Source organism: Gryllotalpicola kribbensis, from assembly GCF_039538245.1.
Classification (GTDB): Bacteria; Actinomycetota; Actinomycetes; order Actinomycetales; family Microbacteriaceae; genus Gryllotalpicola; species Gryllotalpicola kribbensis.
Window position 1 is genome coordinate 45,113 of sequence record NZ_BAABBX010000015.1, and the last position, 16,202, is coordinate 61,314.

Here is a 16,202-nt window from a genome sequence, read left to right on the forward strand (position 1 = left end):
GTGCGACGCGCGACGGGGCTAGAACGCGTCGATAGCGGCGTTCAACGTCGCCGACGGGCGCATGACGGCCGCGGCCTTCGCATCGTCGGGGCGATAGTAGCCGCCCAGGTCGACATGGGATCCCTGCACCGCAAGCAGCTCGGCGACGATCTCGTGCTCGTCGGTCGCGAGCTTCGCCGCCAGCGGGCCGAACGCGGCCGCCAGGTCGGCATCCTCGTTCTGGCGTGCGAGCTCCTGCGCCCAGTAGAGCGCGAGGTAGAAGTGCGAGCCGCGGTTGTCGATCGTGCCGAGCTTGCGGCCGGGCGAGCGGTCCTCGTCAAGGAAGGTTCCGGTCGCGCGGTCGAGCGTGTCGGCGAGGATCTGCGCCTTGGCGTTCCCCGTCGTCTGGGCGAGGTGCTCGAAGGACGCCGCGAGCGCGAAGAACTCGCCCAGCGAGTCCCACCGCAGGTAGTCCTCTTCGACGAGCTGCTGCACGTGCTTCGGCGCAGAGCCGCCCGCGCCGGTCTCGAAGAGGCCGCCGCCGGCCATGAGCGGCACGATCGACAGCATCTTCGCCGAGGTGCCGACCTCGAGGATCGGGAACAGATCGGTCAGGTAGTCGCGCAGCACGTTGCCGGTGACCGAGATGGTGTCCTTGCCCTCGCGGATGCGGTCGAGCGACTTCTGGGTTGCGGCGGCCGGAGCGAGGATCGAGAGGTCGAGGCCCTCGGTGTCGAGGCTCGGCAGGTACTCGTTGATCTTCTTGATCAGCTCGGCGTCGTGCGCGCGGGTCTCATCGAGCCAGAACACGGCGGGCGTGGCCGAGAGCCGGGCGCGCTGCACCGCGAGCTCGATCCAGTTCTTGATCGGGGCGTCCTTCGTCTGGCACGCGCGCCAGATGTCGCCGGCCTCGACCTGGTGCTCGATGAGCACGTCGCCCGCCTGGTTCACGACCCGCACGACGCCGTCGGCGGGAACCTCGAAGGTCTTGTTGTGCGAGCCGTACTCCTCGGCGGCCTGCGCCATAAGGCCGACGTTCGGCACCGTGCCCATGGTCGCGGGGTCGAGCTTGCCCTTCGCCTTGCAGTCGTCGATGACGGTCTTGTAGACGCTGGCGTAGGACGAGTCGGGGATGACGGCGAGCGTGTCGGCCTCGGCGCCGTCGGGGCCCCACATGTGGCCGCCGATGCGGATCATGGCGGGCATCGAGGCATCCACGATCACATCAGACGGCACGTGCAGGTTGGTGATGCCCTTGTCGGAGTTGACCATCGCGAGCTTCGGACCCGTAGCCAGGCCCTCGTCGAAGGCCGCGCGGATCTCGGCGCCGTTCGGCAGTGTGTCGAGGCCTGCGAGGATCGCCCCGAGGCCGTCGTTGGCCGACAGGCCCGCGGCCGCGAGGTCGGCGCCGTACTTCTCGAAGACGGGCTTGAAGAAGGCCTTCACGACGTGGCCGAAGATGATCGGGTCCGAGACCTTCATCATCGTCGCCTTGAGGTGCACCGAGAACAGCACGCCGGCGGCGCGGGCGGCGGCGATCTGGTCGGCGAGGAAGGCCTCGAGCTTCGCCACAGAGAGGAAGGTGCCGTCGACGATCTCGCCCGCGAGCACGGGAACGGCGTCCTTCAGCACGGTCACGGTGCCGTCGGTCGCGACGTGCTCGATGCGCAGGGTGTCGTCGGCCGGAACGGTCACCGACTTCTCGTTCGAGCGGAAGTCGTCGTGGCCCATGGTCGCGACGTCGGTCTTCGAGTCGGCGCTCCAGGCGCCCATCGAGTGCGGGTGCGCCTTGGCGTACGCCTTGACGGCGCCCGGCGCTCGGCGGTCGGAGTTGCCCTGGCGCAGCACCGGATTGACGGCCGAGCCCTTGACCTTGTCGAAGCGGGCGGCGATGTCGCGCTCCTCGTCGGTCGAGGGCGACTCGGGGTAGTCCGGAATGTCGTAGCCGAGCGCCTGCAGCTCGGCGACCGCCGCCTTGAGCTGGGGCACGGATGCCGACACGTTCGGCAGCTTGATGATGTTGGCGCTGGGGTCGCCGGTCAGCTCGCCGAGCTCGGCGAGCGCGTCGGGCACGCGCTGCTCATCGGTGAGGCGCTCGGGGAACTGCGCGATGATGCGGCCGGCCAGCGAGATGTCGCTCAGCTCGAACTCCACACCCGCCTTCGCCGCGTAGGCCGAGATGATCGGCAAGAGCGAATACGTCGCCAGCAGGGGCGCTTCGTCGGTGCGGGTGTAGATGATCTTGGCCATGCGCTACGGCTCCCGGGGTCGAACGTGCGGGGTCTTCTGAACACGATACAGGTATCTCGACGTCGAGATATTTATGCGTGTCTGGGCGGATGCCTGCCAAAGGCATGCTATCCGTCGGCCATGCGCCCCGTTATGGTGAGTGGCATGGCTGACCTGCGTCTGGAAGAACTCTCCGCGAGCAACATCGCCGCGGCGAACGCGCTCTCCCTGAAGCCCGGCCAGGAACAGTACGTCACCCCCGTCTCCTACTCTGCGGCCGCAGTCATCGTGAACCCTGCGACCTCGTGGCAGCGGGTCGTCGTCGACGGCGACGACGTGGTCGCGTTCGTTCAGGCCGACTTCGACCCCGAGGCCCCCAGCGAAGAGTTCCGCTCGATCCTCTGGCGCATCAATGTCGATGCCGACGACCAGGGTCGCGGCGTCGGGCGCTTCGCCGTCGAGGCGCTCGCCGACGAGGCGCGCAAGCGCGGCCTCGACGCTCTCTACGTCATCTGGGAGCCCGGCGAGGACGGCCCGGAGGCCTTCTTCCTGCGCACCGGCTTCGAGCCCATCGGCGAGACGAACTACGGCGACACGATCGGCAAGCTCGCGCTGTGACGCCGCCCGCCGGTCGACTCGCGCGTAGCGGGAGTGGAGACCGGGCGCGGCGCGCGAAAGACGACGACCGCCTCGGCCTGCGCGCGTATGAGGCTGCGGGCGTCTTCGAGGCGGATGCCTTCGCCGAGGCCGTGCTCGACATCGTGGCGCAGATCCCGCCCGGGCTCGTGCTGAGCTACGGCGCGATCGCGGCCGAGCTCGGGTCGCGCGCCTCGCGTCAGGTCGGGAAGGTCATGCGCAACTACGGCGGCGACGTGCCGTGGTGGCGCGTCGTGCACTCCGACGGTCGGCCGCCCGACGGCCATGAGGACGAGGCGCTCGGGCACTATCGCGCAGAGGGCACTCCCCTGCGCCACGGCGCCTCGGGCTACCGCGTCGCGATGCGCGAGGCGCTCTGGCGCCCCTGAGCGTCCCGCTTCCCGGCATCCCCTGGTTCTGGTTTTGCGTCTCCCGCCGACGTCTGCGCCCGGCGCGGCGGGCGCAGACGTCGGCCGCGGACGCAAAAGTGCCCACCCGGAAGCGGGTGGGCACTCTCGCAGCGCCAGGCTCGGCGCGACGCGCTAGACCAGGCTGTCGCGCCAGGCCGCGTGCAGCTGCGCGAAGCGGCCGGTGCCGCCGATGAGTTCGGCGGGCGCGCCGTCTTCCACGATGCGGCCGTGCTCCATCACGAGCACCCGGTCGGCGATCGCGACCGTCGACAGCCGGTGCGCGATGATCACCGCCGTGCGGTCGGCGAGCAGCGTCTGCAGCGCCTGCTGCACGAGCCGCTCACTCGGGATGTCGAGCGACGACGTCGCCTCGTCGAGGATCAGCACCGCCGGGTTCGCGAGGAAGGCCCGGGCGAACGAGATCAGCTGGCGCTGCCCCGCCGACACGCGCCCGCCGCGCTTGTTCACGTCGGTGTCGTAGCCGTCGGGCAGCGATGCGATGAACTCGTGCGCGCCCACCGCCTCAGCCGCGCGCCGGATCTCGTCCATGGTGGCATCGGGCTTGCCGAGCGCGATGTTGTCGGCGACCGACCCCGAGAACAGGTAGGCCTCCTGGGTGACCATGACGACCGCACGGCGCAGATCCTCCGACGACAGCGACCGCAGGTCGATGCCGTCGAGCGTGATCGAGCCGACCGAGGGGTCGTAGAACCGCGACACCAGCTTCGCGAGCGTGGACTTCCCGGCGCCGGTCGAACCGACCAGGGCGATCGTCTGCCCGGCGGGAATGTCGAGGTCGAACTGCGGCAGCACATCGCGCCCCGGCTTGTAGTGGAACGACACGTTGTCGAAGCGCACGTGCCCGTGCGCGCCGTCGAGCTTGGTCGGGTTCGCCGGCTCGGGAACGCTCGGCTGCTCTTCGAGGACGCCCGAGATCTTCTCGAGCGCCGCCGCCGCCGACTGGTAGGAGTTGTAGAACATCGCCATCTCCTCCATGGGGTCGAAGAAGCGACGCGCGTACAGCAGCACGGCGAGCAGCGAGCCGATCGCGAGCGAGCCGGATGCCACGCGGAACCCGCCGATGAGCAGCGCGACCGCGACCGTGATGTTGCCGATCATCACGAGGCCCGGGTCGAAGATGCCGAACAGCTGGATCGTGTCGGCGTTCACCTTCCGGTAGTCCTCGACGAGGCCGCCGAACTCGCGCTCGTTGCGCTTCTCCTTCCGGAACGCCTTGACCGCGCGGATGCCCGTCATGGTCTCGACGAAGTGCACGATGAGCTTCGCCGAGGCGACGCGCTGAATGCGGAAGAGCTTCTGCGAGCGCTTCTGGAACCAGCGGATCAGGAAGTACAGCGGCACGAGCGAGCACAGCAGCACGACGCCCGACACCCAGTCGACCGTGAAGATCGCGATCGCGATGAACCCCGAGTACAGCACGCCCTGCACGAGCTGGTTGATGCCGGAATCGAGCAGCTCGCGGATCGAGTCGAGGTCGCTCGTCTGGCGAGAGATGATGCGGCCCGAGGTGTAGGACTCGTGGAACTCGAGGCTGAGTCGCTGCGTGTGCAGGAAGGTGCGCGTGCGCAGCTCGATCAGGATCGCCTGACTGATCTGCGCAGACGAGACCGTGTACCAGCTGATCGACAGCGCACCGCCGACACCCGCGACGAGATAGGTCACCGCCGTCCAGGCGAGCGGCGCCCAGTCGTGCGAGCGCAGCGCGGCGAGACCCTGGTCGACGCCGATTCCGATCAGCGCCGGGCCTGCGACCTGGAGCACCGTCGAGATCACGACGACGATGAGCGTGACGATGACGCGGCCCCGCATCGGCGCGATCAGCGAGCCGAGCAGGCGCAGCGAGCGCTGGCGGATGCGCCGCGATTCCTCCTTCGAGAGATCGCTGCGGTCTTCACCGGTGACGCCGGTGACGGTTGCGGTGCTCACGCGTCCACCTCCTCGTTCTGGTTCTCGTTCGTGCGCCCGGTGTCGTCCTCGTCCTCGTCCTCGAGGGACGAGATGACGAACTTGTAGTGCTCGTTGCGCGCGAGCAGCTCGCTGTGCGTGCCGACATCGGTCACCCGGCCGTTCTCGAGCAGGGCGACCCGGTCGGCGAGCATGACGGTCGAGGGCCGGTGCGCGACGATGAGCGCCGTCGTGCCCTCGAGCACGTCGTGCAGGCGGGCGGTCACCCGCGCCTCGGTGTCGACGTCGAGCGCCGACAGCGGGTCGTCGAGCACGAGCACGCTCGGCTTGGCCGCGACAGCGCGCGCGAGCGCGAGCCGCTGACGCTGGCCGCCCGAGAGCGACAGCCCCTCTTCCCCGACCTTCGTCTCGACGCCCTCTGGCAGGTCGTAGGCGAAGGCGGCCTGAGCCACCTCGAGCGCCTCGGCCAGTTGCGCGTCGGCCGCCTTCTTCGTCGCGGGGTCGTCGCCGAACAGCTCGGGCCGCCCGAGCAGCACGTTGTCGCGCACGGATGCCGAGAACAGGGTGGCGTCTTCGAACGCCATCGCCACTCGGCTGCGGAGCTCTTCGAGCGTGAGGTCGCGCACGTCGACCCCGTCGACCCGGATCGACCCGCCCGTCACGTCGTAGAGCCGAGGCACGAGCGAGGTCAGGGTCGACTTGCCCGAGCCGGTGAGACCCACGAGCGCCATGGTCTCGCCGGGCCGCACCGTCAGGTCGATGCCGTCGACCAGGTCGGGGAAGCGCTCTGGCGAGTCCTCGTAGCGGAAGTGGACGTGGTCGAACACCAGCTCGCCGCGCGGCTTCTCGATGTGCTTCGGCGACGCAGGGTCGTCGATGAGGTTCGGCGTCGACATGACGTCGAAGAAACGGTCGACGGCGGTGCGCGTGTCGAAGGTCATCGACAGCAGGAATCCGATCGACTCGATCGGGAAGCGCAGCACGGTGGCCGTCGCGAAGAACGCGAGCAGCTGGCCGACCGTGAGCTGGCCGTCGGAGACGAGCCACACGCCGAGCCCCAGGCACACCGCGAACGCGACGTCAGGGACCATGAGCAGCCACAGCCACAGCCCGGCGACCGCGCGCGCCTTCTCGAGCTCGGTGCCGCGCAGCTCTTCCGCCTGAGCGCGGAAGTTCTGCAGCGCGTGCCGCCCGCGGCCGAACGCCTTGAGCACTCGGATGCCGTGCACGGACTCCTCGACAGCGGTCGCCAGGTCGCCCTGCTGGTCCTGCGAGCGCCGAGCCACGACGTGGTACTTGCGCTCGAAGAAGTAGCCGGCGACCCAGAGCGGGATCGACAGCACCACCATGACCACGGCAAGCAGCCAGTGGTAGTAGAACAGCACCGCGAAGCCGACCACGATCGTCACGATGTTGACGACGAAGAGAACGATGCCGAACGACAGCCAGCGGCGGATCAGGTTGAGGTCGCTGACCGCGCGCGACAGCAGCTGGCCGCTCGGCCAGCGGTCGTGGAATGCCACCGGCAGGTGCTGCAGCTTGTTGTAGAGGCCGTTGCGCAGCGTCGCCTCGACCTTGGTGCCGGGCGCGAGCACGAACCAGCGGCGCAGCGAGATCAGCACCGCCTCGGCGACGCCGAGCACGAGGATCGCGACGGCGGCGCCGATCACCTCGTAGCGGTCGCCGCCGCGGTGCAGCAGCGTTCCGTCGACGAGGCGCTGCAGCACGAGCGGGATGGCCAGCGAGACGACCGAGGCGAGCAGCGCGGCGACCATGCCGAGCACGATGCGCGGAAGGGCCGGGCGCAGGTAGGGGTAGAGGCGCGCGATCGACGCGAGGGTGTTCAAACCCTCGCCGGTGTCGTGATGGGCGGCAGCAGGGGTGGGACGGTCAGTTTCTTCCGACTGTTGGGCAGACATGAACCAGGCAATTCTTCGTGGGAGTTGTCAGCGATGATGTCGCACACCACCGACACTCGTGCCGAGGTCGATGAGGCGAGAGGGAGCGCGCGGAGCGCAGTGAAGAGACGGGTGATTTCGTCAGGCTCAATCCGACGGCCGCGATCAGATGCGGCGAGGGTTCGTCAGTGAGGCCGACGGATGCCTGCAGCGGGAGCCGCGGCGCGATACCCGGTGGTACCGAAGCCGGCGACACCAGCGACGACGAACTTCGTCTGCGGCGTGGTGTTGGACATTCCGGCCTCCTGAGTGTGCGCGATGCGAGTTCCGTGACACGCGCCGCGGAGCAGAACTCACACGCGGAGCGAACTGTCAGCCTAGCGCGCCTGAGAATTCACCGACAAGCGATCGACCCCGATTCGCACAGAAGTTGTGACAAACCGCCAGCCGGTGCCCTCAGCTGCGGATCGAGAGGCAGGTGGCCGAGCCCTCGAGCTTCTCGAACTCGGAGAGGTCGACCTTGACGACGGTGTAGCCGAGGTCGGCGACCAGGTCGGCCGTGCCGGGCGCCGACGCCGGAACGAGCACGGTGCGGTCGTCGAGCGGCACGACGTTGGCGCTCTCGCCGGCCGGCACGCGCAGCGCACGGCCGAACACGCTCGGCTCGAGCTCGCCCGAGACGAGCACGGTGCCGTCGGGCAGTGCGCTCGCGAGCGTCTTGAGGTGCAGCCCCGAGGTCACCGGCACGGCGACGACGGTCAGCTCAAGCCCGGCCATGGTGACCACCTCGCGCAGCTGGCGGATGCCGTCGGCATCCGTGCGCCCGCTGCGCCCGACATACACCGTCGAGCCCACGACGAGCACGTCGCCGCCGTCGAGCGTTCCGGGCGCCTCGAGCTCGAAGAGCGTGAAGCCGTTCGCGCGCAGCCGGTCGCCGACGGCGGCCACCTCGGCGCGGCGGGCCTCGGCGCCGGGGCGCGTCAGCAGCGCCACGGAGGGCGAGAGCACGACGGCGGCATCCTCGACGAACACGGCGTCGGGCTGGTCGTCGGCGGCCGCGACCTCGACGATCTGCCAGCCGGCGCCGGTGAGGGCGGAGACGTAGTCGTCCCACTGCTTGTCGGCCGCGTCGCGATCGACCAGCACGCGCGGGCGGTTGGTCACGATCCCCTCGGCGAGCTTCGCCGACGGCACGCGCACGAAGGCCACGCGGCCGCGGGTCGCGGGCCGCGAGATCCAGTTCTTCCACACGCGCCGGCCGAGCAGCGGCGTGACCACCGTGGCCGCCACCACGAAGAAGAGGTAGAAGGCGACCGCCTGGTCGAGGATCTTCACCACGTCGCCGTGAGCGATCGAGAGCCCGCCGGCCGACGCCCCCAGCAGGCCGCCGACCAGACCGGCCAGCAGCGCGGACCACCAGCTCGCGAACGCGTCGATCAGCCCCGCGATGAAGGCCACGATGAGCAGCACGAGAGCCGGTAGCGCGAAGTTCTCTGCCAGCGGCAGCAGCGTCTGCAGGCTGAGCGAGCTCGCCGAGTCGATCAGGAAGAACGCCAGCACGGTCACACCGAACGCGACGAGCGCGGTGGCGAGGGCGGCGAGGAACGAGGCGGTGAGCCGGCGGCTCCAGGGCGTGATCATGGTCGTCCCAGCCTACCGGCGGCGCCTATGAGCCCGTCCCGGGGCGCATTGCGGCGCCGACGCGCACGGCATCAGTGGAAGAAATGCCGCTCGCCCGTGAAGTACATCGTGACGCCGGCGGCCTTCGCAGCCGCGACGACCTCCTCGTCGCGGATGGACCCGCCCGGCTGCACGATCGCCTTCACGCCCGCCTCGATGAGGATGCCGGGGCCGTCGGCGAAGGGGAAGAACGCGTCGGAAGCCGCGACCGAGCCGCGGGCCCGCTCCTCGCCCTCGGCGAGCGAGTTCGCACGCTCGACGGCGAGGTGGCAGGAGTCCACGCGGTTCACCTGGCCCATGCCGACGCCGACCGAGGCACCGCCCGAGGCGAGCAGGATCGCGTTCGACTTCACGGAACGGCACGCGCGCCAGGCGAACTCGAGATCGGCAAGGGTCGCCGCATCGGCCGCCTCGCCCGCCACCAGCTGCCAGCTCCCCGAGATGGAGCCGCCGGGGAAGGCATCCGCCTGCTGCACGAGCACGCCGCCCGAGATCTGCTTGTACTCGTACTCGGCACGGCGGTAGCCGGCCGGCAGGCGCAGGATGCGCAGGTTCTTCTTGCTCTGCAGCAGCTCGAGCGCGGCGGGCTCGTAGTCGGGGGCGATGATCACCTCGGTGAAGATGCCCTTGACCGCCTCGGCGAGCGCCAGGGTGACCGTGCGGTTCGCCGCGATCACGCCGCCGTAGGCGCTCACCGGGTCGCAGGCGTGCGCCTTGCGGTGCGCCTCGGCGATGTCGCCGGAAGGGCCGGCCACCGCGATGCCGCAGGGGTTCGCGTGCTTGATGATCGCGACCGCGGGCTCGTCGAAGTCGTACGCGGCACGGAGCGCGGCGTCGGCATCCGTGTAGTTGTTGTACGACATCTCCTTGCCGCCGAGCTGCTCGGCCTGCGCGATGCCCGCGCCGGCCTGCAGCGTACTCGTCGCGCCGTCCGCATAGATCGCCGCGGCCTGATGCGCGTTCTCGCCGTAGCGCAGTGTGTGCTGCAGGGCGCCCGTCACGGTGACGGATGCCGGGAAGTCGGTTCCCGCCGAGGAGGGCTCGGGCGAGGCATCCGTGATCGCGGCGCTCGCCACGTTCTGCGCGAACCAGGCCGACACGGCCGCGTCGTAGTCGGCGGTGTGCTGGAACGCCCTGGTCGCGAGGTCGCCGCGCAGCGCGAGGCTCGTGCCGCCCGCCTGCACGGCGGCGATGACCTCGGGGTACGACGACGGCGAGACGACGATCGCGACGTTCGCATAGTTCTTGGCACTCGCGCGGACCATGGCCGGGCCGCCGATGTCGATCTGCTCGACGACGTCGTTGCCCTGGGCGCCCGAGGCCACGGTCTCTTTGAACGGGTACAGGTTCACGACGACGAGCTCGAACGGCGCGATGCCGAGCTCGGCGAGCTGCCTCTCGTGGTCCTCGAGGCGCAGGTCGGCGAGCAGGCCCGCGTGCACGGCCGGGTGCAGCGTCTTGACGCGGCCGCCGAGCGACTCGGGGAACCCGGTGAGCTGGGCCACGTCGGTCACGTCGATGCCGAGGGCGCGGATGCTGGCCGCCGTCGACCCGGTCGAGACGATCTCGACGCCCGCGTCGGCGAGGGCCTTCGCGAGCACGTCGAGGTCGGTCTTGTCGGAGAGCGAGATGAGGGCGCGGCGAACGGGCACGACGTCGCGGTCGCGGTAGAGGCTCGGGTCTGCGGCGTGGGCGCTCATGCGCGTGCGATCTCCCTAAGGTCGAGGTGTCCGTTCGCGATGTCGAGCACGGCCTGGATCAGCAGGCGCCGCTCGACGGGCTTGATGCGCTCGTGCAGCGACGTCTCGGTGTCGCCGGGCTCTACGGGCACGCGCTCGCGCGCGATGATCGGGCCGGTGTCGACGCCGTTGTCGACCACGATGAGGCTCGCGCCGGTCTGGGTGGCGCCGGCCGCGAGCGCGTCGCGCACCCCGTGCGCCCCGGGGAACTCGGGCAGGTACGCCGGGTGGGTGTTGATGAGGTGGGGTACGAGCGCGTCGACGACGTGCGGGGGCAGCAGGCGCATGAACCCCGAGAGCACGACGAGGTCGGGATTCCACTGCCGGATCTGCTCGAGCAGGGCATCGCCCCACGCCTCACGGCTCTCGAAGCTCGACAGGGCCACCTCGAAGGTGGGGATGCCGAAGGCTTCCGCGTGCGCGAGACCCTCGGCCTCTGGCCGGTCGGTGCCGACAGCGACGACGCGGGCCGGGTACTCGGCGTCGGCGGCTGCCTCGAGCAGCGCCCGCAGATTGGACCCGCCCCCGGAGATGAGCACGACGACCGAGAGCACGGGCCAAGCCTAGCGGGCGGAAGCGGGCTCCTTCTTCGGCTCGTCGGCGGACGGCGCACGCAGCGGGGCCCAGTCGTGCGCCTGGCTGCGCCAGTGCCCGACGGCGAGGCCGATCGCCATGCCGACGCCCAGCTCGAGCCCGCCGAAGACCCCGGTCTTCCACGCGCTCGGCCCGAGGTGCGCGAGCGCCCCCGGCGCGAGGGTGCCGCCCGACCACCAGGCCAGCAGCGCGAGCATCGCCCCGCCGAGCACCGCCGTGCCGGCGCCGACCAGCACCAGGTCGAGCGGAGTGTCGAGCGGGGGCGTTCCCTTCCGCAGAACGCGATGGGTGAGGAATCCGCTCGCCACGCCGGCCAGCACCGGAATCGCGACGGCGACGAACGCGGCGGCCGGCGAATGCGCCGGAACGATCGCGAGCAGCGGCACGCCGGGCAGGCTGGATGTGAGAGCGGAGCCCGGCGCGACGGCCGCTCCCCCGCCGAGGGCGAAACCGGGGCCGATCAGCCACGACATGGCCCACAGCACCGCGTTCGGCAGGAACGCGAGCTGCGCGAGCGTGAGCGTGACGCCACCGAGGTAACCGGTCTGGAGCGCCTCGTAGAGCGCGACCGCACGACCGAAGTGCGCGAACAGCAGCACCGCGACGAAGACGGCGGATGCCGCGACCAGCAGCGCCACGGCGCCCGTGGCGGCGCGCAGCGAGGCCGCGATGACCATGCGCGTCTCGGGGCCGAACGCGTGCGCGAGGACCGGCGGCACGTGGTCGCGGTCGGCGGCCCAGTCGAGCCCGATGCCGAGCAGCGTGCCGACCGCGAAGGTGGCGCCCGCGACGGGCGCGACCTGGCCGACGACGGGTCCGAACACCTGCGCCTGAGCGGTGAGCCCGACGACGAGCGCCGTGACGGTGAACGTCGCGACCGCCGAGATCGCGCCGGTCAGGACATACGGCGTCTCGGCCGCGCGCCGCCCGATGCGCGCGCCCATGAACACCGTGAACAGGGCGACCCCGAGGCCCGCGATCGTCACGGTGAACGAGGGAACGGCGCCCGGAAGGCCGAGGCCGAGCGCCGTGACGCGGTCGAGGTCGACGTGCGCGTCGACGCCGAGGCCGAGCAGCCAGGCATCCACCGACGCGCGCCAGAACACGGCCCAGCTGGTCGCCATGTGGTACTGCACCGCCCACACGAGCGTGAGCGGAGCGAGCGCGACTCCGATGCCGATCGCCGCCGTGATCACCGCCTCGACGGCGGCGAGGAACGCGACGACTGCACGGGTCATGGATGTCACGTTATGCGGGCGTTCAGCGGGGGCGCGGATGCCTCGCCGCCCGCTGCCCACACGACTCGGCGTCTGCACAGGCTGGGCCGGGTTCTGCGCCCGCCGCCGACGTCTGCGCCCCCGGCGCCGGGCGCAGACGTCGGCCGGGGGCACTATTCCGCGAGAGCCGCCACAGGGGCCGCCACCGCGAGCCGCCCGTCGATGAACGCGGCCGCGCGGTCGAGCGCCGCGTCGGCCTCGTCGAGCTGACCGAACAGGTCGGGGAAGACGTGCGGCACGCCGCCGACGATCTCGAGCGTCACATCGACGTCGGCCTCGCCGAGGCGCCCCGCCAGCAGCACCGAGTCGCTGAGCAGCACCTCGTACGATCCGGTCTGGATGAGGAACGGCGGCAGCCCGCGCAGGTCGCCGACCCGCCCGGGGCTCGCGATCGGCGAGTCGATGCCCCCGTCACCCACCTGCTGCGCGGCGAAGAACTCGATGTCGGCACGGGTGAAGATCGGGTCGACCCCGCCCTTCGACGTGAGGCTCGCGCCCGTCATCGCGAGGTCGCTCATGGGCGAGAAGACGACCGCGGCCGCCGGCATCGGCAGCCCCGCATCGCGGGCCAGCAGCAGCGTGCCGACCGTGAGATGGCCGCCGGCCGAATCGCCGGCGATCACGATGTGCGCCGGATCGGCGCCCCGCTCGAGCAGCTCGCGATAGGCCGCAAGGCCGTCGAGCGCCGCAGCGGGAATGCGGTGCTCGGGCGCGAGCCGGTAGTCGAGCGACCACGCGCGCAGGCCCGTGCGGCGCACCAGTTCTGCGGCCAGTCGCGCGCCGGTGCGGTGCGACCCGACGACATAGCCCCCGCCGTGGAAGTACAGCAGCGTGCCGGCATCCCGCGCCTCATCGATGATCTCGAGGGCGGGCCGGCCGCCGAGCACGGTCTCGGTCGCGGTCAGCCCGCGGGTGTCGCCAGGCTGAGCCCGGGTTTCGAAAAGCGCGCGGCGCTCGTCGATCGTGTCGGCGACGAGGCCCTTCGCAGCCTCGCGGATCGCGGCGTTCACGGCGTCGCGCTGTGCCTTGCCCATGGCGTTCCCCTCGTAGGTTATGGTGATCTTGATTCCAAGGAATCTAAATAACCAAACTACATTCTCTGGAATCTAATTCCCAAGAATATTTCTGAGGAGCCCCGTGTCCGCCTCGATCGACTTCTTCGATGAGCTCGTGCGCGCCGAGATCTCGCTGTACAACGCGGTCGATGCGCGCATGAAGGCCGAGCACGGCGTGACGGTGGGGACGATCGAGATCCTGTCCCTGATCGCGCAGGCCGAGCACGCGCGCGTCGACGACATCGTGCGCGCGCTCGACCTGCGCGTCGGCACGGCGAGCAAGATCATCGACCGCTACGCGGCGGCCGGCTGGGTCGAGCGCATTCCCAACCCCGACGACCGGCGATCGTCGTGGATCGTGTTGATGGATGCCGGGGCGAAGGTGCTCGCCGAGGGGACGCCGACGTTCGAGGCATCCGTCACCGATCTCGTCAGCGGGCTCTCGAGCGGCGAGCTGCGCACGCTGCGCGCACTGCTCGTCAAGCTGGCCGCCTCCGTCGACGCGCGCCGGCCGGCGTAGGCCGCGCGAAACGCGAAGAATCCCGCGGGAGGCCGAAGCCGCCCGCGGGATTCCTCAGGACATGTGCGCGGCGCGCCTACGCGCTGACGCTCGCGAACACCTCGCGCAGCAGCTGCGCGGTCTCGCTGGGGGTCTTGCCGACCTTGACGCCGGCGGCCTCGAGCGCTTCCTTCTTGGCCTGCGCGGTGCCCGCGGAGCCCGAGACGATGGCACCGGCGTGGCCCATGGTCTTGCCCTCGGGGGCGGTGAAGCCGGCGACGTAGCCGACGACCGGCTTGGTCACGTGCTCCTTGATGAAGGCCGCGGCGCGCTCCTCGGCGTCGCCGCCGATCTCGCCGATCATGACGATCGCCTTCGTCTCGGGGTCTGCCTCGAACGCGGCGAGCGCGTCGATGTGCGTCGTGCCGATGATCGGGTCGCCACCGATGCCGATGGCGGTCGAGAAGCCGAGGTCGCGCAGCTCGAACATCATCTGGTAGGTCAGCGTTCCCGACTTCGAGACGAGGCCGATCGGGCCCTTGCCCGTGATGTTGGCCGGGGTGATGCCGACGAGCGACTCGCCGGGCGTGATGATGCCGGGGCAGTTCGGGCCGATGATGCGGGTCTTGTTGCCCTTGGCCTTGGCGTGCGCCCAGGCCTCGGCCGAGTCGCCGACGGGGATGCCCTCGGTGATGACGACCAGCAGCGGGATCTCGGCGTCGATGGCCTCGACCATCGCGTCCTTCGCGAAGGCCGGCGGCACGAAGATGATCGACACGTCGGCGCCCGTCTTCTCGATCGCCTCGGCGACCGTGCCGAACACGGGAAGCTCGACGGGCGAGCCGTTGGCGGCGGTGTGCGACACGGTGGTGCCGGCCTTGCGCGCGTTCACACCGCCGACGACCTGGGTGCCGGCCTTCAGCATGAGCGCGGTGTGCTTGGTGCCCTCGCCGCCGGTGATGCCCTGGACGATGACCTTGGAGTCCTTGTTGAGGAAGATCGACATTGTTCTCTCTAGTCCTTGATCTCGATCGGCGATTCAGGCGGCGGATGCCGCGAGCTGCGCGGCCTTGTCAGCGCCGTCGTCCATGGTGAGGGCCAGCGTGACCAGCGGGTGGTTCGCGCCGGTGAGGATCGCGCGGCCCTCTTCGACCTGGTTCCCGTCGAGGCGCACGACGAGCGGCTTGGTCGCCGCGTCACCCAGGATGCCGAGGGCTGCGACGATGCCGTTCGCGACGGCGACGCACGAGGTGATGCCGCCGAAGACGTTGACGAACACGCTCTTGACCTGCGGGTCGCCGAGGATCACGTCGAGGCCGGCGGCCATGATCTCGGCCGAGGCGCCGCCGCCGATGTCGAGGAAGTTGGCGGGCTTCACGCCGCCGTGCGCCTCGCCTGCGTAGGCGACGACGTCGAGGGTCGACATGACGAGGCCCGCGCCGTTGCCGATGATGCCGACCTCGCCGTCGAGCTTGACGTAGTTGAGGTCGTTCTGCTTCGCCTTCGCCTCGAGCGGGTCCTCGCTGGAGGCATCCACCAGCGCCTCGTGCTCGGGGTGGCGGAAGGCCGCGTTGTCGTCGAGCGAGACCTTGCCGTCGAGGGCGATGATGTCGCCAGAGCCGGTGAGGACGAGCGGGTTGACCTCGACGAGCGTCGCGTCCTCGCCGGTGTAGACCTCGAAGAGCTTCACGAACACCGGCGCGACCTTGTCGACCAGCTCGGCGGGGAACTTCGCGGCCACCGCGATCTCCTTCGCCTTCTCGAGGGGCAGACCCTCAGCGGGGTCGACCTCGACGCGCGCGAGCGCCTCGGGGCGCTCCTCGGCGAGCTGCTCGATCTCCATGCCGCCCTCGTAGGACGCGAGCGAGAGGTACGAGCGGTTGGCGCGGTCGAGCAGCACGGAGAAGTAGAACTCCTGCTTGATGTCGGCGCCTTCGGCCACCATCACGCGCTTCACGGTGTGGCCCTTGATGTCGAGGCCGAGGATCGCCTGCGCCGCCGCGAACGCCTCATCGGGGGTCTTCGCGACTTTCACGCCGCCCGCCTTGCCGCGACCGCCGACCTTCACCTGCGCCTTGACGACGGTGACGCCACCCAGCGTCTGCGCGGCCTTCCGCACCTCGTCCGGAGTGTCGGCGATGATGCCCTTCAAGACGGGCACGTCGTACTTCTCGAACAGGTCTCGGGCCTGATACTCGTACAGATCCACTGTGTTCCATTTCTCTCGACATCGAGACAATTGCCGCAGGCCACTCTACCCCGGCCGGCTTGCCGCCCCGA

General features: G+C 70.2%; 13 protein-coding genes. 3 read left to right on the top strand and 10 right to left on the bottom strand.

Going from position 1 to position 16,202, the window contains the following annotated elements:
* Nucleotides 1–18: 18 nt before the first annotated feature.
* Nucleotides 19–2,229, bottom strand: a complete 2,211-nt coding sequence (locus tag ABD716_RS09630) for an NADP-dependent isocitrate dehydrogenase (RefSeq protein WP_344776269.1) — start codon at nucleotides 2,227–2,229, stop codon at nucleotides 19–21.
* 144 nt (nucleotides 2,230–2,373) lie between these two features.
* On the opposite strand from ABD716_RS09630, the gene ABD716_RS09635 reads away from it, so the two are divergent.
* Both ABD716_RS09635 and ABD716_RS09640 read left to right on the top strand, forming a co-directional pair.
* Complete coding sequence (locus ABD716_RS09635) at nucleotides 2,374–2,826, top strand: GNAT family N-acetyltransferase (RefSeq protein WP_344776271.1); 453 nt, start codon at nucleotides 2,374–2,376, stop codon at nucleotides 2,824–2,826.
* Nucleotides 2,823–3,233, top strand: a complete 411-nt coding sequence (locus ABD716_RS09640) for an MGMT family protein (protein ID WP_344776273.1) — start codon at nucleotides 2,823–2,825, stop codon at nucleotides 3,231–3,233. The genes ABD716_RS09635 and ABD716_RS09640 overlap by 4 nt, the downstream gene beginning before the upstream one ends.
* Nucleotides 3,234–3,386: 153 nt before the next feature.
* On the opposite strand, the gene ABD716_RS09645 is transcribed toward ABD716_RS09640, so the two are convergent.
* The 7 genes from ABD716_RS09645 to ABD716_RS09675 all read right to left on the bottom strand — a co-directional run bounded on the left by ABD716_RS09645 (nucleotide 3,387) and on the right by ABD716_RS09675 (nucleotide 13,402).
* Nucleotides 3,387–5,201, bottom strand: coding sequence for an ABC transporter ATP-binding protein (locus ABD716_RS09645; protein WP_344776275.1), 1,815 nt, complete (start codon nucleotides 5,199–5,201; stop codon nucleotides 3,387–3,389).
* Nucleotides 5,198–7,099 carry an ABC transporter ATP-binding protein gene (locus ABD716_RS09650; RefSeq protein ID WP_344776277.1) on the bottom strand — a complete coding sequence of 634 codons (1,902 nt, stop codon included), beginning with the start codon at nucleotides 7,097–7,099 and terminating at the stop codon, nucleotides 5,198–5,200. Before ABD716_RS09650 ends, ABD716_RS09645 begins: the two co-directional genes overlap by 4 nt.
* 435 nt (nucleotides 7,100–7,534) lie before the next feature.
* On the bottom strand, nucleotides 7,535–8,719 hold the full coding sequence (locus ABD716_RS09655; RefSeq protein WP_344776279.1) for a dimethylarginine dimethylaminohydrolase family protein: 1,185 nt from the start codon (nucleotides 8,717–8,719) through the stop codon (nucleotides 7,535–7,537).
* A 71-nt stretch (nucleotides 8,720–8,790) separates the two neighbouring features.
* The gene (purH, locus tag ABD716_RS09660) at nucleotides 8,791–10,458 is read right to left on the bottom strand and encodes a bifunctional phosphoribosylaminoimidazolecarboxamide formyltransferase/IMP cyclohydrolase (RefSeq protein WP_344776281.1); all 1,668 of its coding nucleotides are present in this window, start codon (nucleotides 10,456–10,458) and stop codon (nucleotides 8,791–8,793) included.
* Nucleotides 10,455–11,051, bottom strand: coding sequence for a phosphoribosylglycinamide formyltransferase (purN, locus tag ABD716_RS09665; RefSeq protein WP_344776283.1), 597 nt, complete (start codon nucleotides 11,049–11,051; stop codon nucleotides 10,455–10,457). Before purN ends, purH begins: the two co-directional genes overlap by 4 nt.
* 9 nt (nucleotides 11,052–11,060) lie before the next feature.
* Complete coding sequence (locus ABD716_RS09670) at nucleotides 11,061–12,329, bottom strand: cell division protein PerM (protein ID WP_344776285.1); 1,269 nt, start codon at nucleotides 12,327–12,329, stop codon at nucleotides 11,061–11,063.
* A 152-nt stretch (nucleotides 12,330–12,481) separates the two neighbouring features.
* On the bottom strand, nucleotides 12,482–13,402 hold the full coding sequence (locus ABD716_RS09675) for an alpha/beta hydrolase (protein ID WP_344776287.1): 921 nt from the start codon (nucleotides 13,400–13,402) through the stop codon (nucleotides 12,482–12,484).
* A 103-nt stretch (nucleotides 13,403–13,505) separates the two neighbouring features.
* On the opposite strand from ABD716_RS09675, the gene ABD716_RS09680 reads away from it, so the two are divergent.
* On the top strand, nucleotides 13,506–13,943 hold the full coding sequence (locus ABD716_RS09680) for a MarR family winged helix-turn-helix transcriptional regulator (RefSeq protein WP_344776289.1): 438 nt from the start codon (nucleotides 13,506–13,508) through the stop codon (nucleotides 13,941–13,943).
* Between the two features lie 76 nt (nucleotides 13,944–14,019).
* Here the strand turns inward: ABD716_RS09680 and sucD are convergent, their stop codons facing one another.
* Together sucD and sucC are read right to left on the bottom strand one after the other, a co-directional pair.
* Complete coding sequence (sucD, locus tag ABD716_RS09685) at nucleotides 14,020–14,928, bottom strand: succinate--CoA ligase subunit alpha (protein WP_344776291.1); 909 nt, start codon at nucleotides 14,926–14,928, stop codon at nucleotides 14,020–14,022.
* A 33-nt stretch (nucleotides 14,929–14,961) separates the two neighbouring features.
* Nucleotides 14,962–16,131: an ADP-forming succinate--CoA ligase subunit beta gene (gene sucC, locus ABD716_RS09690; protein ID WP_344776293.1), complete on the bottom strand. Its 1,170-nt coding sequence runs from the start codon at nucleotides 16,129–16,131 to the stop codon at nucleotides 14,962–14,964.
* Between the last annotated feature and the right edge of the window lie 71 nt (nucleotides 16,132–16,202).